This window comes from Rossellomorea marisflavi, from assembly GCF_001274775.1.
Taxonomy (GTDB): Bacteria; Bacillota; Bacilli; order Bacillales; family Bacillaceae_B; genus Rossellomorea; species Rossellomorea marisflavi.
Genome location: NZ_LGUE01000001.1, coordinates 510,069 through 530,695, shown reverse-complemented (window position 1 = coordinate 530,695; position 20,627 = coordinate 510,069). Strand labels below are relative to the sequence as shown.

Sequence of the window (20,627 nt, the reverse complement as noted above, 5' to 3'; positions counted from 1 at the left end):
CCTTTCCGCTCAGCCCATCTTATGCTTGTCGCCCCTGAGCAAAGCCCCTCCGCTTTTCTAGCCATGTATGGCTTTTCCGTCTACTGCCAGGGCGGCTTCGCCTATGGCTTCTGAGAGGGATGGATGCGGGTGGATGGTGTGGGCGATTTCCCACGGGGTTGCGTCAAGTACTTTGGCGAGTCCTGCTTCGGAGATCATGTCGGTGACGTGTGGACCGATCATGTGAACGCCCAGGAGGTCATCGGTTTCCTTATCCGCGACGATCTTGACGAATCCGTCTGATTCTCCGTACACAAGGGCTTTCCCGATGGCCCTGAAATTGAACTTCCCGACTTTGACGTTATGACCTGCGTCTTTTGCTTGCTGTTCCGTCAATCCTACACTGGCGATTTCAGGACTGCTGTAGATGCATTTGGAAATGAGCGTATAGTCGATTGGATGAGGCTTTTGATCAGCGAGATGCTCCACTGCCGTGATCCCTTCATGTGACGCGACGTGGGCAAGCTGCAAGCCACCGATCACATCTCCGATCGCATAGATATGGGATTCTTTCGTTTGGTAGTATTCATTTACCTCGATGAACCCTTTTTCCACCTTGATATCTGTATTTTCAAGGCCGATTCCTTCGACATTCGCCTGACGTCCAACGGAAACGAGGATTTTTTCAGCTTCGAAGGTTTTTGTTTCCCCTTTGTGCTCGGCACTGATTGCGACACTTCCCGCCCCTTTGTTGAGCGTATCAGAGAGGACTTTCGCGCCAGTGACGATCTTGATGCCTTTTTTCTTCATCAATCGCTGCATTTCTTTGGCGATATCTTTATCTTCTGTCGGTACGATGGTGTCCGCATACTCGATGACCGTCACATCCACATCAAAATCTGATAGCATGGATGCCCATTCGATCCCGATGACCCCGCCTCCTACAATGATGATGGATTTCGGCAAGGTTTCAAGGGAAAGAGCTTCATCGGAAGATAAGACAGCCGTTCCGTCAATTTCAAGCCCCGGCAGTGAGCGCGGGCGGGAGCCTGTTGCCACGATGACATTTTTCGGAATGAGCATGGCGTTTTCTTCACCGTTGTTCATTTCGACTGAGATGGTTCCGGGCATCGGTGAGAAGATGGACGGCCCAAGGATCCTTCCAAGTCCTTCGAAGACATCGATCTTCCCTTGCTTCATCAAGTGTTGTACACCTTTATGAAGGCCTTCGACGATGCTTTCTTTGCGTGCCTGGACTTTAGGGAAGTCAAGTTCCACTCCATTGATCTTCACCCCGAAATCTTCACTGTGCTTAGCCGTTGCATAGACTTCAGCACTCCTTAGTAGCGCTTTACTCGGAATACATCCCTTATGGAGGCATGTTCCTCCCAGTTTCCCTTTTTCCACGATTGCTGTTTTCAGACCCAATTGAGATGCACGGATGGCGGCGACGTATCCGCCTGTTCCTCCACCCAGAATGACAAGATCATATTCTTCAGCCATTGTTCATGACCTCCTTATTGTATCCGGGCCTCACTTTTTGACGTTCCCGGATATTCTTTGTATTCTTCTTCACTTTTGAGGACGCGCAGTGCCCCTTCGGCAAGGGCCTGAAGTTCATTTTCACCTGGTTGGATGATGACATCGGCAATCCAGTTGATCCGTTTGGAAATGGCCTTGACGAACCCTTTTCCGTATGCAAGCCCTCCCGTCAGGATGATGGCATCCACCTTGCCGCTCAGCACGGCACTGGCCGCTCCGATTTCCTTGGCAATTTGATAAGCCATAGCGTCATAGACGTGCCGGGCTTTTTCATCACCATGTTCGATCATCTTTTCTACTTTCACCGCATCGCTTGTACCGAGGTAGCCTACAAGACCACCCTGTCCAACAAGCTTCTTCATGATTTCCTCGCGGTAGTAATCACCTGAGAAGCACAGGTCAACAAGATCCCCTGCTGGGACTGTCCCTGCACGTTCAGGGCTGAATGGACCGTCGCCGTGCAGTCCATTATTGACGTCGATCACCTTACCGAGATGATGGACACCGACGGTGATTCCACCTCCCATATGGGTGATGATCAGGTTCAGCTCTTCATATTTCTTACCGAGCTGCTTGGCCACCCTTCTTGCGACTGCCTTCTGGTTGAGGGCATGGAAGATACTTCTGCGCTCGATCAGGGAGAATCCTGACACCCTGGCGAGAGGCTGCAGCTCGTCCACTACCACCGGATCGACGATATAGGATGGGATATTGAGTCCGGATGCAATTTCGAATGCCAGGATGCCTCCGAGATTCGATGCGTGCTGACCGGATACACCTTCTCTGAGGTCGCGGAGCATCTCTTCGTTCACAAGATAGGTTCCACCTTCAATGGGCTTCAAAAGGCCACCCCGTCCACAGACGGCACTCAGTTTGGAAATGTTGATCCCTTCTTCATCAAGGGCTTCGAGGATCGTATGCTTGCGGAACTCATATTGATCGATGATGGTCTGGTATTGATTGATGGTTTCCGTTTCATGCCGGATCGTTTTTTCAAAAACGGAACGGTCTTCATCGAAGACCCCGATTTTTGTCGATGTGGATCCCGGGTTGATGACTAGGATCCGATGCTTGATTTCTTGCACAGCAGTAACCTCCAATAGGGCGAATTATATCTTTATTCTCTCTATTCCAAGGACCCCCTGATGACAAAATGTCGTTTACATAAAGATGGGGTACCCCTCCTTTTTTGGAGGAGCACCCATCAATGTGTTTTAGCGGCGGCTAAGGATGTGATGTCCGTTTTGAAGGAATTGACTCCTTGAACGGCGCATTTTCTCGATGCGTTCTTCTGCCATGCGATCAGCAGCTACATACGTAGGAACATGATCACGCTTGGCAATTTCAATGACGCGCTCAACATTATTATAAACCTGTTCAACCTTTTTCATGGCTCTCTCGCTGTTATATCCATAAAGCTCATCCGCGACGTTGATGACCCCACCTGCGTTGATGACATAATCCGGCGCATAAACGATTCCCATTTCGTGGATGGCATCTCCGTGACGGGATTCTTTCAGCTGGTTATTTGCAGCTCCGGCAATCACTTTCGCCTTCAGCTGTGGAATCGTTTCGTCATTGATGATGGCACCAAGGGCGCAAGGTGCGAAGATGTCACAATCTACTCCATAGATTTCATTTGTATCTACAGCTTTTGCACCAAACTCTTCTACAGCACGCTGAACAGCTTCTTTATTGATGTCCGTTACGATCAGATTGGCACCTTCTTCGTGAAGGTGACGGCACATATTGTACGCTACATTGCCGACACCTTGGACTGCAATGGTTTTCCCCTCAAGTGAATCTGTTCCGAAGGCTTCCTTGGCTGCAGCTTTGATTCCGCGGTACACGCCGTAAGCTGTTACAGGGGATGGATTCCCTGATGAACCGAATGCAGGTGAAATCCCTGTCACATAATCTGTCTCTTCGTGGATCAGGTCCATATCCGCAACGGTCGTACCTACATCCTCTGCTGTGATATATCGACCGTTCAGTCCTTGGATGTAGCGTCCGAATGCACGGAACATCTCTTCATTCTTGTCTTTTCGTGGATCTCCGATGATGACGGTCTTACCGCCTCCGAGATTCAATCCGGCTGCAGCATTCTTGTATGTCATACCTTTGGCCAGGCGAAGGGCGTCTTCAATCGCTGCTTCTTCTGATTCATAGGTCCACATGCGTGTTCCGCCTAGTGCAGGGCCGAGAGTGGTGTCATGGATGGCAATGATGGCTTTCAATCCTGATTCCTGATCTTGGCAGAATACCAATTGTTCGTAGTCGTATTGTTCCATATAGCTGAAGATTTTCATGAGTGTTTCCCCCTATTTATAAGTGTAATTGTGTTAGCGGTTTTCAGAAGAGCAGATGGCGAGTGCCAATGAGTATAGCTTGCTCTCAGCCAGGTCCGACCTGGATGTTAATACAATTGGTGCTTTGGCTCCGGATATGACGGCAGCCACCTTTGCCCCTGCGAAATACATGAGGGACTTATAGAGGATGTTTCCTGATTCTATCGTTGGCACCAGGAGGATATCCGCATTTCCAGCGACCTCGCTGACAATTCCTTTTTGCCCGGCTGCAATCGATGAAACGGCGTTATCAAGGGCGAGCGGCCCGTCCACCAGGCAATCTTTGATCTGTCCCCTTTGGTTCATTACCGTAAGGGATGCAGCGTCCAGTGTGGCCTGCATTTGAGGATTGATGACCTCGACGGCTGCCAGAGGAGCCACTTTAGGCCGGTCGATTCCGATGGACCGGGCAACTGAAACGGTATTTTGAATGATTTGGGCCTTTTGCCCAAGGTCCGGTGAGATGTTCATGGCTGCATCGGTGACAAAAATGAGGTTTTCGAAACCTTCCACCTCAAAGGCAGCTGCATGCGATAGCACATTTCCGGTCCTGAGACCCCACTCTTTATTCAGTACGGCCTTCAGAAGGACGGAAGTGGAGACATGTCCCTTCATCAGAACGTCTGCTTTTTTTTGATTGACGGCTTGAACTGCTAGTTCTGCAGCATGTTGCACAGATGGTGAATGGATGACCTTGATCCGGGTGCTGTTTAGAAGGTCGCGTTGCGATTCTTCCATGACCCTTTCGATCTTCTCACTGTCACCAAAGAGTAAGAACTCTGCCATCCCCCGTTCCACCGCCATGGATACGGACTTAAGGACTTCTTTGTCTTCAGCCGCAGCAACAGCCACGGTGGCATTTTCCTTTCGGGTTGCTAGATCTACTAGAGATTGGAGATTCATGTATGTGATTCAACCCCTTTTACAATTATCGGTTCCACTATTATACTTCGCAAGAAGCGTGCCAACTTTCAAAAACGTGAAAACGCTTCATTTACCTCGAAGTAAGCGTGCAAGTTTTTTCAGGGTGTGCAAATTATTTCATGCTATTTATTTCAATATTATACTTTTCAATTTTATAATATAGATTCCTGACAGAAACATTGAGTGCTTTTGCCGTGGCGGTCTTATTCCCTTTATGTTGTGCTAAAACCGACTGGATTATATGTCTTTCATACCATTCGAGCCGTGCATTCAGATCGGTCGCTTCCGGATCCGACTCGATCTCGGTGGTGCGTTCCTTCGTATGTCCCATGGAGGAAAGATGCTTTTCATCTATATAGGTTTCACTTGCCTCCATGAATATGACGGCCCTGCCAAGTACATTTTCCAGTTCGCGGACGTTCCCGGGCCAGTCATGCTCCATCAGCTTCACTGAAGCCTTTTTCGTCAGTCCTTCCACCTTACGCCCATAATCCTGATTGATCTTCGCGATGAGGCGCTCGGATATCAATGGGATGTCCCCTTTCCGATGACGAAGTGGCGGGATCTGGATCGGCATTCGATTGAGTCGGTAATAGAGATCTTCTCTGAATGATCCGTCCCCCATGCCTTTCTCGAGATTCACATTCGTAGCGGCGATCACCCGGACGTTTATGGGAATGGACTTGGTTCCTCCCACCCGGACGATTTCTTGTTCCTGGAGCACCCTTAAAAGCTTTGCCTGCGTGTTGGCACTCAGCTCCCCGATCTCATCAAGGAAAATGCTCCCATTATTCGCTTCTTCAAAAAGACCCCGCTTGCCCCCGCGCTTCGCTCCGGAGAATGCGCCATCTTCATAACCGAACAGCTCACTCTCCAACAAGTTTTCAGCAAGAGCCGCACAGTTGACCCTGATGAACTTGTTGAATTTCCGGTCGCTTGCATTATGTATGGCGTGGGCAAACAGTTCCTTTCCGGTGCCTGATTCACCCCGGAGCAAAACCGTCGCCGGCGTCTTCGCACCGAGCTTCGCCTGTTCGATGGCAATCTTCATTTCTTCGGAAGTCCCGATGATATCGTCAAAAATATATTTTGCCTCAAGGGTACGGATGATCCTTCGCGCCCGGTCCAATTCATTCGTGAGGGATTGGATCTCAGACATATCATGGATGACACCGACGCTCCCTTTCAGAATGTCATTGACAATGATCGGTGCCACATTGACGATGACTTCCTTTCGCTTCGGGCCGACACGCATCCTCGTCCCCCTGATGGCCTTTCGGGTCCTGAGGACTTTGAGGTGGATGCTTTCGCCTTCGGAGATATCCGCAGTTGCCGGCTGACCGATCACCTCACCGCTTGAAAGTCCCGTGATCCTGGTATAGGCGGGGTTGATCAAGATCCCCTTTCCTTCCTCATCAACGACCGAAATGGCATCATCACTCGATTGGATGATCGCTTCAAGCATCGTCTGGATTTCCTTCAGATCCGTGATCTGTTCAGCAAGGTTCACCACTTCGGTAATATCCTTGAACACCGAAAACGCACCGATTACTTCATCCGTAGATGTGATCATCGGGATCCTGCTCGAAATGATCTTCAAGCCGTTCTGGAGAATCACCTCCTGGTTGATTTCAGACCTCCTCGTTTCGATGGTCGAGATCAACCGGCTTTCAGGCACGACTTCAAGAATGTTCCGGTTTAAGGCATCTTCGCCACTGATCCCCGTCATTCGCTGAGCACTTTGATTGAAAAGGATGATCTTACCCCTGTGATCAATTCCGATCATCCCGTCATCCGTGGAATTGAATATGAGATCCCGCTTGAAGGATTCACTTGTGAGTTCATGGATCAGCTCTTCTTTTTCCTCGAGGAGCTTGGAAATGAGAAAGGCGACACTTCCCGGGATGAGCACAGTGTTCTTCCCGCGTCGATCCCTGATGTCTTCGAATACTTCCCTATCCCCCGTCACCTCGATGACGATATCGATGGAAGCATCAAGATATGGTCGCCAGTCATCTCCGCTGGCAATACCCCACTCCCCGGCAAGCTTTACCCCTGGAGCCTGCCTGTCCACATCGATGACCGCTACTACATTCATGGAGGAGGCTTCATGGAGAATTTTCAAGATTGCCACCCCACCTTTTCCTCCCCCTACTATAAGAACATTCTGCAACATTCTTCACCCCATCGCTTTGTCCGTGCAATATATTTCACAGTTCCATTTTACCTCACAAGGGCCACCTTGACAATTTTCATGATGGAGGTAAAATTCAAGTAAGTGGATACAAAGGGGAAATGTACATAATGTCACGCCTTATCGCTTTGATCATCATGCTCATACCCGGCGCATTTGCAGCGCTCGGTATCAAGCTTATGAGGGACATGCTCTTCGGCATCCTGCAGCCTCCCATACCTTACCTCTGGCTGCAATTCGTACTTGGGTTGGTCTTCTTCGTTGCAGGCCTAGGATTCATCGCAGGATTTGTTCTACACAGGGACCGGAAAAGGAACAAAGTTCAACCTCGTTTCACAAAAAAAAGCTAGCCCGCGGGCTAGCTTTTTTTCGTATTCGTATTCCTGATCCCGACTGCGCGCTCGGGAAAATCGGTAATGAGGGCTGGGCACTCTATACGCAACAGTCTATTTATCGACGTTTCCTTATTTACCGTATAGGGCCTCACCAGAACCCCCGCATTCAGCGACTGGAGGATCATCTCATCTGTGACCGCGTTAAGATTCGGATGGATGGCACCTGCCCCGATGGAACGGGCATAGGACCATGGCATGAAAAGGCGGTTCGAGTAAAGGGCTGCCACTTCCACTGCCGGATTCAACTTCCTGCACTTCACAAGGGAGTAATGATTGAAGGAGGAAATGATGATCCGTTCATCATAACCATATTTCCTGCTCAGTTCGAAGATTTTCTCCTCTAGGCCGATATAGTCCATGACACTGTTTTTCAATTCGATGTTACAGAGGAGATCATTCCCCCTCATCCATTCGAAAACTTCGATCAGGGAAGGCACCCTGCACCGTCGCAGCATCTTCCATTTTCCGTTCGCCTTGAGTTTTTGGATATCCTTGAGGGAAAAATCCTTGACGAAGCCTTTACCATTCGTCGTGCGATCGAGAGTTTCATCATGGATGACGACCACCTGACCGTCCGACGTAAGCTGTACATCAATTTCGAACCCATCAGCCCCGACCCGTGCTGCCTCGTCGAACGCTTCCATTGTATTCTCTGGATGAGTCCCTGCGGAGCCTCTATGGGCAAAGATCAATGTCATACTTTCACGTCCTTTTTTCTTCTATGTATGGTCGGTACCCTTTCACACAAAAATAAAAACCCGGCATCCACCGGGTCACACGTTCTACTTACCCTTTCAAGAAGCCTTATGCTCCAAACGCAGCTTGTCAGCCACCATCGCAATAAACTCGGAATTGGTCGGTTTTGCTTTTGTCATGCTTACAGTATAACCGAATAGGGAGGAGATGGAATCGATATTCCCACGGCTCCAGGCTACTTCGATGGCGTGACGGATCGCACGCTCGACCCTCGAAGCGGTAGTGTTGTATTTCTTCGCGATATCAGGATAGAGGACCTTCGTGATGGAACCAAGGAGTTCGATGTCATTGTATACCATGGAGATCGCTTCCCTTAAGTACATATATCCTTTAATATGTGCCGGTACGCCGATTTCATGAATGATGCTTGTGATGCTCGCATCAAGATTTCTCGGTTTATGATCAGAATTCATTCGGGAGGAAGGCTTCTTGATGATCGGGTTCGTTTTCCCGCTTACCTGTCGGATATGGCTCACCAGATTTTCCATATCGAACTGCTTCAGGATGAAATAGGATGCACCGAGATCGACCGCTTTTTTCGTCACGTCTTCCTGACCGAAAGCTGTCAGCATGATGACATTCGGGATATTCTTCCTCTCTCTAAGGCGTTCGAGAACGGCAAGGCCATCCAAATGGGGCATGATGATATCCAAGACGAGTACGTCCGTTTCGACTTCCTCCAAGAGATCAAGGCAGTCTTGTCCATTATGGGCAATCCCTACAACTTCCAAGTCATTTTGCGAGGCAATATAATCTTCCAACAATGAGGTGAGTTCCCGGTTATCATCCACAATACAAACTTTAATCGATTTCACTAAACGTTTCCTCCTCAGTCCAAATAAATTCACTGTTATTTTTTATTGTAAATTACTTTTTCGACAATGCAACCTAATTTCCTTTTATTTTTGAAAAAAACTTGAAATATATTCTTTTTCCTTCGTTTTACTTTCATTTTCTCTGAATTTCGACCTGATTCGATTTCCACCCTGAACTTTTGTCGAATTATCTTTATTGTAATGGAAATCCTTCCATTTCTCAAACGCACGAAAAAATCCGGCGCTTGCTCAGCGCCGGATTCATTCAACTTGCTCTGCTATGATCTTTTTTGTAAATATCGATGCCTGCTTCGCTCAGCATCCACTCAATATGGACACCGTACCCGCTCGTGGGGTCATTCACGAATACATGCGTGACAGCCCCTACGACCTTCCCGTCCTGAATGATCGGGCTACCGCTCATTCCCTGGACGATCCCGCCGGTTTTCTTCAGGAGCTTTGGATCCGTCACCTTCAGCACCATCCCTTTGGTAGCAGGGTACTTCTGTGGGATCGTGCTCATGATTTCAATATCGTACATTTCGACTTCCTTGCCATCGACCACCGTAAGGATCTGGGCAGGCCCTTCCTTCACCTGGTGGGAAAGGGCGATCGGCATGGGCTTATCCATCCGCTCATTCTCGATGCTCTGATTCAGGCGCCCGAATATACCAAAGGGACTGTTCCTCGTGATATCCCCGATCACCTTATGATCGGATGAGAACCTTGCCAGTTTCTCCCCCGGCTTTCCATCGCTCCCTTTTTGGATGGAGGTTACTTCGGAATGGACGATTTCGCCATCTGCAACGACAATCGGCTTCTTCGTATCCATATCCGATATCACATGTCCAAGGGCCCCGTATTTCTTCGATTGTGGATCATAAAAGGTCATCGTGCCGATTCCAGCAGCCGAGTCCCTGATATACAGGCCGAGCTTATAAGCAGCATCGCCTTTTTCCCTAACCGGCAGGAGAGTGGTTTTGATCGTTTTTTTCTCTCGTTTCACCACAAGTTTCAAGGACTCCTGGTCTTTTCCCGCGGATTGGACAAATGGGGCCACGTCGGAAAGTTCTTCGATCTTGGTTCCATTGATTTCTGTGATCATATCCCCAACCTGGATCCCTGCTTTTTCACCCGGAGAAACTTTTCCTTCTTCCGTATTCACAAGATGATGACCGACGACCAATACGCCAACGGTATTCAATTTGACCCCGATCGATTGTCCACCCGGGATCACTTTAAAATCTTTCAGCACTTCAACATTGACTTCTTTGACGGGGAGTCCGGCAAGTTCAAAGACCACTTCATCTTTGCCGACCCGGCTGCCTCCCACGGATAATTGTTCGTTGTTCGACGAAAGCTGGACCGTCCCTTCAGATGCGGCAGCAGGAGCTGATATGGGGAGAGCAACTTGATCCCCTTCCATCATCCTAATGAACGTGGGCGTTTTCACCCACTGTTGGACAGGTTCCAAAAAACCGATAAAAATGAGCGAAACAAGGAGAATTCCACCTATGCATTTCCTTAACGAATCTGACTTCACTACTTTCACTCTCCTCGCTTCTAATCCAAACACACTGGTGATTTGGCTACAGTTTTACTTTTGCCTTTTGAAAGGACATTTATAACTGGTAATAATGAAAAAAAGCTACCCGCATTGGATAGCTTTTCATGTCTCTTTGATGCTCCCCGCCAAATGAAGGAGCTCCTTGGCATGTTCAAGTGTAAGGTCGGTGATCTCCACACCGGAAATCATACGTGATATTTCCTGAATTTTCTCATTTTCCTCAAGTCTTTTCACCTTTGTGCTCGTACGCCCGTTCGCTTGTTTCTTCGAGATGAACAGATGACAGTCTGCCATCGCTGCAACCTGCGGAAGATGGGAAATGCACATCACCTGTGAATGGACGGCCACTTGATAGATCTTCTCTGCAATCGATTGAGCGACCCTTCCGCTGACCCCTGTATCCACTTCGTCGAAGATGATGGAAGTAATCCCCTGATGCTTGGAGAAGATCGTTTTAAGGGCGAGCATGATGCGTGACAGTTCTCCTCCTGAAGCGACCTTCGAAAGGGGCTTCAGCGGTTCTCCAGGATTCGTCGAGATATAAAACTCGACTTCATCCCATCCGTCTCTCTTGAACTTCCGGTTTACAGCATCCCCGTCGGTCAGGAACTTGACCTCGAATTTCGTTTTATCCATGTATAGCTGTTTCAACTGCTCGTGGATGCTGACCGTTAGCTTCTTAGCCCACTTCTTACGGGCGATGGTCAGATTTTCCGCCTCGACAGAAAGATCATTTTCAAGGGAGCGCAGCTGATCTTGCAGCTGTTGAACATGTGAATCCTTGTTAACGATCGTTTCAATTTCTTCTTCGATCCGTGAGCCATACGCAAGCACCTCTTCGATCGATGACCCATACTTCCGTTTCAGTCCATTGATCTCATTCAGCCTGGACTCGATCATATCAAGCCTGCCCGGTTCAAATTCCAGTTGATCCAATTCCGCCCTGATGGCATGTGCGGCATCCTCAAGGATGTAATAGGCCGAGGAGACTGACTCAAGCGTCCCACCAAACTGGGCGTCCACTTCCGCTGCAGTCTCAAGATGACCCATGGCAAGCCCCGCCCAGTCCATACCTTTTCTTTCCCCTCGCAGGCTGTCATACGACGTCTGAAGGGCTTCATATAGCTTTTCGAAATTGACGAGCTTCAGCTTTTCATCCTGCAGTTCATCATCTTCATGAAGGCGAAGCTCCGCATCCTGGATTTCTTTTTGCTGGAACTGGATAAGATCCAGGCGATGAGCCATCTCCTGTTCATTTTCATTCAAGCGCTTAAGCTGTCTGGACACGGTCTGATATTCTTCAAACACATCTAGATAGGCCGTGAGCGACGATGCAATATCCTTCCCCCCAAACTGATCCAGAAGGGTCAGATGAAGGTGCTCATTCATAAGCTCCTGATGCTCATGCTGCCCATGGATGTCAATGAGGGTCGACCCGATTTCACGCATGGTGGCAATCGTCACAAGCTTTCCGTTCACCCTGCAAACACTTTTACCCGTACTGGAAATATCTCTCCTGAGAACAATCATGCCCTCTTCGATGTCGATGCCGAATTCGGAAGCCTTCGCATGACAGGGATGACGGGGATCGTCCAAAAGGAATAACCCTTCAATCTCTGCTTTTTTCTCTCCATGGCGGACGAACTCGGAGGATCCCCTCCCGCCCACCAATAGATGGATTGCGTCGATGATAATGGACTTCCCCGCGCCTGTTTCCCCTGAAAGGACCGTCAATCCTTCTTCAAATGAAAGGGCGATCGAGTCGATGATGGCAAAATTTTTGATTGAAAGCTCCTGTAACAAGAAATACTCACCTCATATAATAAGACACTTCCGATCATGCATCCCGGATAGAACCGAATCACGTTGGAAAGTGCCTCTGTTTTCATTTAATTTACCCCGTTGAACGGGTGGTCAACCTTTTATAGCATATCAAGGAAACGTTTGGAAATCACTTCGGTTTCCGCTTCGGATCGACAGATGATCAAACAAGTGTCGTCCCCACAGATCGTCCCTAAGATCTCTTCCCAATCCAGGTTGTCGATGAGTGCCCCGATGGCATTTGCATTTCCCGGGAGCGTCTTCATGACCAGCATATGACCTGCAGCATCGATCTTGACGAAGGCATCCGTCAACGTCCTCTTCAGCTTTTGAAGGGGGTTGAAACGCTGGTCAGCCGGCAGGCTGTACTTATAGCGCCCGTCCATAAGCGGGACCTTGACCAGATGAAGCTCCTTGATATCCCTCGAAACGGTTGCCTGGGTGACATTGAAGCCTGCATTCTTTAGGCTGTCCACCAGCTCATCCTGGGTTTCCACATCCCGATTTGTGATGATTTCCCTGATCTTTATATGTCTTTGACCCTTATTTAACATCACCATACACCTCTTACTCCATAATGAACCTGTATATTTATACCTCTACGCTTATGTTAGCCTATTTTGTTGTACAAATCCACCAGAAACCGTGCAGATCCATCACTTCTTTATCCACTTCATCAGAAAAGTCAGGACGGTTTTACATTTTTATGTAATATTAATATTTTTTATCATTATTGTAATAATATACAAATATAGTTTTGTTTATGGAAAAAAGAAAGAAATTTAAGACTTTTAAATGCAATCGTTTACCTATTTGAATCCTTCCACTATACAGTTTAGTGTATATAAGCACGGGGTATAAGACTATAGGAATTGCACATATTACTTATTATTCAAGAATACCCATTTTTAAAAATTTCTATTGTGCATCATTTGAAAGCCTGACATGAATCGTTGCTTAGAACGCAAAATATAAAAAAGACAGGGGGATGGAGTAGAAAAAAGAAGTTAGGTTCGGGTTAAACAGAAGGAGGAACATTACACTTATGAGTCAAGGAAAATTTAAAAAGACGATATCACTATTGGACCTCACCTTAATCGGTCTCGGGGCGATCTTCGGATCTGCATGGCTCTTCGCCGTCAGTAACGTCGCATCCCAGGCGGGTCCAGCCGGGAGTTTCTCCTGGATCATCGGAGGCGTCATCATCCTATTAATCGGTCTTGTGTATGCAGAACTGGGTGCGGCACTCCCTCGTACGGGGGGAATCATCAGGTATCCGGTATATTCACACGGACCACTTGTCGGATACATGATCTCATTCATCACGATCGTTGCTTACACCAGTTTGATTTCAATTGAAGTGACAGCTGTACGGCAGTATCTAGCATATTGGATTCCTGGATTGACGAAAGCGGGGTCTGAATCACCAACAATCGGAGGATGGCTGCTCCAACTCGGGTTGCTCATCGCCTTTTTCCTACTCAATTTTTGGAGCGTAAAAGCTTTTGCCAAATCCAATATCATCATTTCCATTTTCAAATACGTTGTACCAATCACAATCATCGTCGTATTGTCGTTCCATTTTAAATCAGCGAACTTCTCTGTTGAAGCTTTCGCACCATTCGGCTTTGATGGGATCCAAGGAGCCATCGCAACGGGCGGGGTCATGTTCGCCTATCTTGGGCTTCATCCCATCGTATCGGTTGCCAGTGAGGTCAAAAACCCTCAACGGAATATTCCGATCGCCCTTGTCCTCTGCATCATCCTTGCAGCCTTGATCTATACGGCACTGCAAGTATTGTTCATCGGAGCTATTCCGACTGATACCATCAGCAATGTAGGTTGGGCCGGAATCCAAGAAGAATTCTCCCTTCCATTCGGAGATATCGCGATTGTCTTGGGTCTTGGTTGGTTATCCGCCCTTGTGGTATTCGATGCCATCCTGTCCCCTGGAGGAAACGGAAACATTTTCATGAATACGACGGCACGCCTAGTGTACGCCTGGTCACGAAACGGTACGCTATTCAAGACATTCTCCAAAGTGGATAAAGTAACGGGAATTCCCCGTTCCTCCCTGTGGCTATCATTGGGACTTTCAATCTTCTGGACACTGCCATTCCCTTCTTGGAATGCACTGGTTAATGTCTGCTCGGTGGCACTGATCCTTTCTTATGCCATTGCACCTATTTCATCGGCCACCTTCTCGGTCAATGCAAAGGACCTGGAGAAGCCATTCAAACTTAAAGGAATGAACATCATCGCACCTATTTCCTTTATCTTTGCTTCGTACATTGTCTATTGGTCTGGTTGGAAGACCATTTCATGGTTGCTGGGCTCTCAGTTGCTTATGTTCGTCGTCTACTTCATATTCAAGAAATATGTACCGACAGACAAAGTGAAGCTTCCGCAGCAGCTCAAATCAGCCTGGTGGCTCGTTGGATATTATATTAGCATGCTCATCATCTCATACTTCGGTTCATTTGGCGGCGGAAAAGGGTACCTGGACAATCCAGCCGATCTGATCCTGATTGCCATCGTCTCACTCGCCATATTCTTCTGGGCCAAGTATACAGGTCTACCGAAAGCCATGATTGACTCTGATGATGAAACGCCTGAAGAAACAACGAAAGAAAAAATAGAAACTTCACATTAACACGTGGATTCTTATAGTCTTTTACCACAAAGAAAGCGTGGGACCAAACGGTCCCACGCTTTCTTATGGTTACTCCTCATTCTTCTGAGCAGATTTGAATTGAGTGTGTGCTTCTTTGATTACATCTTCCGGTGGTACCGTTAAATGAGACACACCTTCTTCCCTTCCCTGCCACTTAAGGTGGATCAGGAATTCGATATTCCCGTCGCCACCTGTGATCGGCGAGTATGAGAGGCCCTCGATATCATAACCCTCATTCAGTGAGAGGTCTATGATTTTTTGGATCACTGCCTTATGGACGGAAGGATCCCGTACGATACCTTTTTTCCCGACCTGATCCCTGCCCGCTTCGAACTGTGGTTTGATGAGGGCGATGCAGTCGCCCCCTTGTACCAAGAGCGTCTTTAAGACAGGGAGGATCAAGGAGAGCGAGATGAAGGAGACGTCGATGGAGGCAAGATCCGGCATTTCACCTTCCAGGTCTTCCGGCTTCACATAGCGGAAATTCGTGCGCTCCATGACGACCACCCGCTCATCCTTCCTTAGCTTCCAGGCAAGCTGATTGTAGCCTACGTCAAGGGCATAGCTCATTTTCGCGCCGTTCTGAAGGGCACAGTCGGTAAATCCACCCGTCGAAGCTCCGATATCGAGAAGAACTTTATTTTCTGTGGTGATATCGAATTCTTTGAGGGCCTTTTCGAGCTTCAAGCCCCCCCTGCTGACGTAAGGCATCACTTTTCCTTTGACCGTCAGGGGTGAATCTTCGCTTATCTTCTCTCCCGGTTTTTCCAGTCTCATTTCGTTTGAGTACACAAGACCGGCCATGACGGCCCTTTTTGCCTTTTCACGTGTTTCGAAAAGACCTTGTTCTACAAGAAGTATATCTAATCGTTGTTTTTTCACTTTCATGTTCAAGCCCTTTTTTGTTTTTTTGGTGTAATCGTCAAGATCCGGTCGATGACGTTTTCCTTTGTCATGCCGATTTCATTGAGCAGTTCTTTGACACTTCCATGCTCCACGAAGTAATCAGGGATTCCGATTCGATCGATAACGGCGTCATGATAGCCTTTTTCCTGAGCAAACTCAAGGACCCCGCTTCCGAAGCCACCCTGAAGGACTGCTTCTTCAATGGTCAATACTGGTATTTCCTCGGAAAGAATGGAAGAAAGCATCGCCTCATCCATCGGCTTGATGAACCGTGCATTCACGACCCGGACTGATACCCCTTGCTTCTCGAGGTCCGCTGCCGCATCCATTGCCATGGGAATCGTTGTACCGAACGTCAGGATGACTGCGTCGGTGCCGTCCTTGAGGATTTCCCACGTGCCGATCGGAATGGTCTTCAATTCTTCGTCCATCTTCACGCCGTAGCCATTTCCACGGGGGAAACGGAGGGCGATGGGACCGTCGTTGTAGGAAAGAGCCGTATTGACCATATGCTGGCCTTCATTTTCGTCTTTTGGCATCATAAGGACCATATTCGGCAGGTGGCGCAGGAAGGCAATATCGAACACCCCTTGATGGGTTTCGCCATCAGCACCGACAAGTCCAGCCCGGTCGATTCCGATGAACACGTTGAGGTTCTGCCTGCAAATATCGTGAACCACCTGGTCATATGCTCGCTGTAGGAATGTCGAATAAATCGCAAGGAACGGTTTCATATCCTGGGTGGCAAGACCTGCCGCAACCGTAGCCGCATGTTGTTCGGCAATCCCGACGTCGAACATCCTGTCTGGGAATTCCTCCGCAAATCCGAGAAGGCTTGAGCCGACAGGCATGGCAGGAGTGATGGCCACGATACGCTCATCTTCACGTGCCAGCCTCCTGACCGTTTCACTGACAAGGCTGCTCCATGATGGAGGAGCGCCCACCGGTTTGATCAGGTCACCTGTATCAATTTTATACGGGCCGGTTCCATGCCATGTACCGAGTGTGTCTTTTTCGGCAGGCTGGAATCCTTTCCCTTTCTTCGTGAGAACGTGGAGAAGGACCGGACCCTTTGTTTTTTTCGCATACTGGATGTTTTCCTGTAAGTTTTCATAATCGTGTCCATCGATGGGACCAAGATAGGTGAAGCCCAGCTCTTCAAAGAACATCCCGGAGACGAACAGATATTTCAAGCTGTCCTTCACCCGTTCAGCCGTGCTGGCAAGCTTCCCTCCGACTGCAGGTATGCGCTTCAGGATATACTCCAACTCATCTTTCACCCAGTTATACTTATTCGCCGTACGAAGACGGCCAAGGATATTATGCAGGGCACCGACATTGGGTGCGATGGACATTTCATTATCATTCAATACGACGATCATGTCTTTCTTTTCATGGCCGATATGGTTGAGTGCTTCAAGGGCCATCCCTCCGGTCAGCGCACCGTCCCCGATGACGGGAATGATATAGGAATCTTCCTTTTTCACATCCCTTGCGATGGCCATCCCCATGGCAGCGGAGAGGGATGTGGAGCTGTGTCCTGTCTCCCATACGTCATGCTCGCTTTCATTCCGTTTAGGGAATCCGCATAGTCCCTTATATTGTCTAAGGGTATCAAACTGACCTGCGCGCCCCGTCAGGATCTTGTGTACATAAGACTGATGGCCCACATCCCATAATATCTTGTCCTTGGGACTGTCAAAATGCTTATGAAGGGCTACAGTCAATTCGACCACCCCGAGATTCGGTCCGATATGACCGCCGCTTTTGGAGAGGTTCCCGATCAGGAAATCACGGATATCCTGGCTCAGTCCCTCCAGTTGTTCATTGGACATATTCTTTAAGAAAGAGGGATCTTTAATCGATAATAAATCCATATGGTCCACTCACTTTCATCACTAGTTAGTTTATTTCATTGACGTTTTTGCTTTTTGTATGGTTTTCATTGAGATATGACCCTCGCCGGTTTCGACAAAATGATTGTATATTCCCTAGAATACGCAATCACAGGCCATTTTCCAAGTGCTTTGACTTTTCTAAGGGAAAGTACTTGTCCCCGCGTGTAAAAATAGCCGCTAACACGAATGTGATAACGGCCATGCTGATCATTCAATGGATTGTATTGTTCACTATGAACCGGACTTTACGCTGCTTCTCAACGTCCGATGTAATGGCTTTCCTGAGTGGATTATACCATAAAAGGGTAATGTCCTCAAACAGCAGCTGTCAGTGGTTGCGCACAGCGATGAGGTTGGCGATTTCTTCAAGAAGGTCTGTATCCCTGTTCACCCTTTTCAAGGAGTCGAGTGCCCCGTTCAAATGATAGGCCAGTTTTTCCTTGGCCCCCGACATGGTCAATAACTTCGGATACGTACTCTTATGTTTGGATTCATCGCTTCCCACAGGCTTTCCGATCAATTCTTCCGAACCCTCGATATCCAGGATATCGTCCTGGATCTGGAAGGCAAGGCCGACATGATAGGCAAACTCCTCTAAGGAAGCGAGCTCCCCTGGGGAGGCATCAGACATGATGGCCCCTGCCATGACGGAAAACATCAATAGTTTCCCCGTTTTACGCACATGGATCGACTGCAGTTCTTCAACGGTCAACTCCCCATTTTCCCCTTCTATATCAGCCACTTGACCTCCGACCATTCCCTCTGGCCCTGCACAGCGGGCAAGCAAGGCGATGAGTTCAACCTTTTTCTCGTCCGGGAGATGCTCATCTTCTGCAAGCAGTTGGAAGCTGAATGTGAGGAGTCCGTCCCCTGCAAGGATGGCCATTGCTTCGCCGAACACTTTATGATTGGTTGGGTTGCCTCTCCTTAAATCATCATCATCCATGGCGGGTAGATCATCATGGATGAGGGAATATGTATGGATCATTTCAAGGGCGGAAGCCGCTGCCATCCCTTCTTTCGGATCCCGTCCGAAGGATTGCATGGTGGCCAGCACCATGAGGGGGCGAAGTCTCTTCCCACCCGCCTGCAAGGAATAGATCATCGATTCCTTGAGGTGATCGGGCAGGTCCAAAGCTTTCACCTTCCCGATCATATGGTTGGTTACTTCGGAAAGATAGGTGGTTTGAAAATCATTGAACGACATGATCATTCCTCCTCCGGGAGGTCGATGGTTTGCTCCCCTTCATCCGTCATCATCTTCGTCAGCTTATTCTCCGCTTGCTGAAGTGTATCATGGCAATACTTAGAGAGGTTCATCCCCTTCTGGTAGTATTCGATGGCCTGCTCCAAAGGGACCTCCCCTTCTTCAAGCTTTTCTACGATTTCTTCAAGCTGTGCAATCGCCTCTTCAAACGTCGGTTCATTCTTCTTTGCTTTCGGCATGTGTCTCACGCTCCTCAATAGAATCTGCCTTACAATGGATCTGACCATCCTTTACCCGGACGGTTAGGGACTGCCCTTTTTGCACCTGTGCAACCGAGGTGATCAAACTGTCATCTTCATTGTAGGACAAGCTGTATCCACGCTCCATGACCTTCAACGGACTAAGTGCCTCCATCGTCGAAAGGATCGATAAGAATTGCTGGCGCTTTTCCTTGAGTCCAGAGGCATATTGCTTTTCTAGCCGGTTCTGCATCGATTGAAGTCGTTCCCCCTGAAGTTTGATCATGCGATCAGGGTGCAGACGCCGCATCCTTTTAGTTAATTGAGCAGTATGATCCTGCTGCTCTTTCAGACGGGAGGTTGCTGCCCTGTCCATTTTTTCATTCAGCCGATCGAGTTGCTCCATCTTCTGTTGGTAAACAAGATGCGGATTACGTAACGAATAGGACCTTCTTAGGGTTTCCAACCGTTGACGATCGTGGTTGAGCCTGTTTTTGAATGCTTTGATTAGCCGGAGTTTACGATTCATGACCCGTTCTAGAAGGTCATCAATGTGGGGGACGGCAAGCTCTCCGGCAGCAGTCGGGGTCGGTGCCCTGAGATCGGCAACGAAGTCTGCAATGGTAAAGTCTGTTTCATGCCCGACTGCTGAAATGATGGGGATCACCGAGCCTGCTATGGCATCTGCAACGATCTCTTCATTGAACGCCCATAGCTCTTCAATGGATCCGCCACCCCTGCCGATGATCAACACATCAATCGTTGGGTCTTCATTGACTTTATGAATGGCCTCCGCAACGGAAGCCGGCGCTTTTTCCCCCTGCACCAGTGCAGGGTAGACAAGGACTTCCCCGATGGGGTACCTCCTTTTGATGGTGGTGATGATATCCCTGATGGCCGCTCCTGTCGGTGAAGTGACGACAGCGATCTTAGTAGGGAAGGAAGGGATTTTCTTTTTCCTGGACTCGTCGAAATATCCGGCCCCCTTCAGCTTTTCCTTGAGCTGTTCATACGCAAGATACAGGGCACCGATACCGTCGGGCTGCATATCCTTCACATAAATTTGATACTGTCCGCCTGCTTCGTAGACGGAAAGATCTCCGCGGATCAGGACATTCATCCCGTTTTCCGGCCTGAACTTCAGTGATTGATTCTGGCTTGAAAACATCACGGCCAGGATACGGGCTTTCTCATCTTTCAATGTAAAGTACATATGACCACTGGAATGCCTTTTGAAGTTCGAGATTTCCCCTTTGACGTACACACCGTTCAAGTGGGGATCACGGTCGAATTTACGTTTTATGTATTTTGTCAGAGCTTGTACGGTTAAGTAGGTAGCTTGTTCCATCTCCATGTGAGTCC

The 20,627-nt window shown here is 48.4% G+C and carries 17 protein-coding genes; 2 read left to right on the top strand and 15 right to left on the bottom strand.

Features of this window, described 5'->3' with window-relative positions:
- Window positions 1–57: 57 nt before the first annotated feature.
- The 5 genes from lpdA to AF331_RS02630 form a co-directional block, all read right to left on the bottom strand.
- A complete protein-coding gene (gene lpdA, locus AF331_RS02650) occupies window positions 58–1,482 on the bottom strand; it encodes a dihydrolipoyl dehydrogenase (protein ID WP_053426637.1) in 1,425 nt (474 codons plus the stop codon).
- A gap of 14 nt (window positions 1,483–1,496) precedes the next feature.
- The gene (buk, locus tag AF331_RS02645; protein WP_053426636.1) at window positions 1,497–2,606 is read right to left on the bottom strand and encodes a butyrate kinase; all 1,110 of its coding nucleotides are present in this window, start codon (window positions 2,604–2,606) and stop codon (window positions 1,497–1,499) included.
- 129 nt (window positions 2,607–2,735) lie between these two features.
- Complete coding sequence (gene bcd, locus AF331_RS02640; RefSeq protein WP_053426635.1) at window positions 2,736–3,830, bottom strand: branched-chain amino acid dehydrogenase; 1,095 nt, start codon at window positions 3,828–3,830, stop codon at window positions 2,736–2,738.
- Window positions 3,831–3,863: 33 nt separating this feature from the next.
- Entirely contained in the window at window positions 3,864–4,772 is a 909-nt protein-coding gene (gene yqiS, locus AF331_RS02635) for a phosphate butyryltransferase (protein ID WP_053426634.1), read from the bottom strand.
- Between the two features lie 133 nt (window positions 4,773–4,905).
- Window positions 4,906–6,966, bottom strand: coding sequence for a sigma-54 interaction domain-containing protein (locus AF331_RS02630; RefSeq protein WP_053427751.1), 2,061 nt, complete (start codon window positions 6,964–6,966; stop codon window positions 4,906–4,908).
- A gap of 131 nt (window positions 6,967–7,097) precedes the next feature.
- Between AF331_RS02630 and AF331_RS02625 the strand changes: the two genes are divergently transcribed.
- Window positions 7,098–7,337 carry a DUF2627 domain-containing protein gene (locus AF331_RS02625; RefSeq protein WP_053426633.1) on the top strand — a complete coding sequence of 80 codons (240 nt, stop codon included), beginning with the start codon at window positions 7,098–7,100 and terminating at the stop codon, window positions 7,335–7,337.
- An 8-nt stretch (window positions 7,338–7,345) separates the two neighbouring features.
- Here AF331_RS02625 and AF331_RS02620 read toward each other — a convergent pair whose 3' ends face one another.
- The 5 genes from AF331_RS02620 to ahrC all read right to left on the bottom strand — a co-directional run bounded on the left by AF331_RS02620 (window position 7,346) and on the right by ahrC (window position 12,895).
- Window positions 7,346–8,080 (bottom strand): glycerophosphodiester phosphodiesterase, encoded by a 735-nt coding sequence (locus AF331_RS02620; RefSeq protein WP_053426632.1) that lies wholly within the window; start codon window positions 8,078–8,080, stop codon window positions 7,346–7,348.
- A gap of 96 nt (window positions 8,081–8,176) precedes the next feature.
- Window positions 8,177–8,953 (bottom strand): sporulation transcription factor Spo0A, encoded by a 777-nt coding sequence (gene spo0A, locus AF331_RS02615; protein ID WP_053426631.1) that lies wholly within the window; start codon window positions 8,951–8,953, stop codon window positions 8,177–8,179.
- 265 nt (window positions 8,954–9,218) lie between these two features.
- The gene (gene spoIVB / locus AF331_RS02605; protein ID WP_053426629.1) at window positions 9,219–10,496 is read right to left on the bottom strand and encodes a SpoIVB peptidase; all 1,278 of its coding nucleotides are present in this window, start codon (window positions 10,494–10,496) and stop codon (window positions 9,219–9,221) included.
- Between the two features lie 126 nt (window positions 10,497–10,622).
- Window positions 10,623–12,323 carry a DNA repair protein RecN gene (recN, locus tag AF331_RS02600; protein WP_053426628.1) on the bottom strand — a complete coding sequence of 567 codons (1,701 nt, stop codon included), beginning with the start codon at window positions 12,321–12,323 and terminating at the stop codon, window positions 10,623–10,625.
- 119 nt (window positions 12,324–12,442) lie between these two features.
- Window positions 12,443–12,895 (bottom strand): transcriptional regulator AhrC/ArgR, encoded by a 453-nt coding sequence (gene ahrC, locus AF331_RS02595; protein ID WP_222115393.1) that lies wholly within the window; start codon window positions 12,893–12,895, stop codon window positions 12,443–12,445.
- 491 nt (window positions 12,896–13,386) lie between these two features.
- Between ahrC and AF331_RS02590 the strand changes: the two genes are divergently transcribed.
- A complete protein-coding gene (locus AF331_RS02590; RefSeq protein WP_053426627.1) occupies window positions 13,387–14,994 on the top strand; it encodes an APC family permease in 1,608 nt (535 codons plus the stop codon).
- Window positions 14,995–15,063: 69 nt separating this feature from the next.
- On the opposite strand, the gene AF331_RS02585 is transcribed toward AF331_RS02590, so the two are convergent.
- From AF331_RS02585 to xseA, 5 genes are all read right to left on the bottom strand, one after another.
- Window positions 15,064–15,903, bottom strand: a complete 840-nt coding sequence (locus tag AF331_RS02585; protein WP_053426626.1) for a TlyA family RNA methyltransferase — start codon at window positions 15,901–15,903, stop codon at window positions 15,064–15,066.
- 2 nt (window positions 15,904–15,905) lie between these two features.
- On the bottom strand, window positions 15,906–17,798 hold the full coding sequence (gene dxs, locus AF331_RS02580; RefSeq protein WP_053426625.1) for a 1-deoxy-D-xylulose-5-phosphate synthase: 1,893 nt from the start codon (window positions 17,796–17,798) through the stop codon (window positions 15,906–15,908).
- A gap of 349 nt (window positions 17,799–18,147) precedes the next feature.
- Window positions 18,148–19,032 carry a polyprenyl synthetase family protein gene (locus AF331_RS02575; RefSeq protein WP_053426624.1) on the bottom strand — a complete coding sequence of 295 codons (885 nt, stop codon included), beginning with the start codon at window positions 19,030–19,032 and terminating at the stop codon, window positions 18,148–18,150.
- Window positions 19,029–19,265, bottom strand: a complete 237-nt coding sequence (locus tag AF331_RS02570; protein WP_053426623.1) for an exodeoxyribonuclease VII small subunit — start codon at window positions 19,263–19,265, stop codon at window positions 19,029–19,031. Before AF331_RS02570 ends, AF331_RS02575 begins: the two co-directional genes overlap by 4 nt.
- Window positions 19,243–20,613 carry an exodeoxyribonuclease VII large subunit gene (gene xseA, locus AF331_RS02565; protein ID WP_053427750.1) on the bottom strand — a complete coding sequence of 457 codons (1,371 nt, stop codon included), beginning with the start codon at window positions 20,611–20,613 and terminating at the stop codon, window positions 19,243–19,245. The genes AF331_RS02570 and xseA overlap by 23 nt, the downstream gene beginning before the upstream one ends.
- Between the last annotated feature and the right edge of the window lie 14 nt (window positions 20,614–20,627).

Coding starts and splice junctions, on each gene's coding strand:
- lpdA (WP_053426637.1), bottom strand. CDS start 1,482: ATGGCTGAAGAATATGATCTTGTCATTCTGGGTGGAGGAACAGGCGGA.
- bcd (WP_053426635.1), bottom strand. CDS start 3,830: ATGAAAATCTTCAGCTATATGGAACAATACGACTACGAACAATTGGTA.
- yqiS (WP_053426634.1), bottom strand. CDS start 4,772: ATGAATCTCCAATCTCTAGTAGATCTAGCAACCCGAAAGGAAAATGCC.
- AF331_RS02625 (WP_053426633.1), top strand. CDS start 7,098: ATGTCACGCCTTATCGCTTTGATCATCATGCTCATACCCGGCGCATTT.
- AF331_RS02620 (WP_053426632.1), bottom strand. CDS start 8,080: ATGACATTGATCTTTGCCCATAGAGGCTCCGCAGGGACTCATCCAGAG.
- ahrC (WP_222115393.1), bottom strand. CDS start 12,895: ATGTTAAATAAGGGTCAAAGACATATAAAGATCAGGGAAATCATCACA.
- AF331_RS02590 (WP_053426627.1), top strand. CDS start 13,387: ATGAGTCAAGGAAAATTTAAAAAGACGATATCACTATTGGACCTCACC.
- AF331_RS02585 (WP_053426626.1), bottom strand. CDS start 15,903: ATGAAAGTGAAAAAACAACGATTAGATATACTTCTTGTAGAACAAGGT.
- dxs (WP_053426625.1), bottom strand. CDS start 17,798: ATGGATTTATTATCGATTAAAGATCCCTCTTTCTTAAAGAATATGTCC.
- AF331_RS02575 (WP_053426624.1), bottom strand. CDS start 19,032: ATGATCATGTCGTTCAATGATTTTCAAACCACCTATCTTTCCGAAGTA.
- AF331_RS02570 (WP_053426623.1), bottom strand. CDS start 19,265: ATGCCGAAAGCAAAGAAGAATGAACCGACGTTTGAAGAGGCGATTGCA.
- xseA (WP_053427750.1), bottom strand. CDS start 20,613: ATGGAACAAGCTACCTACTTAACCGTACAAGCTCTGACAAAATACATA.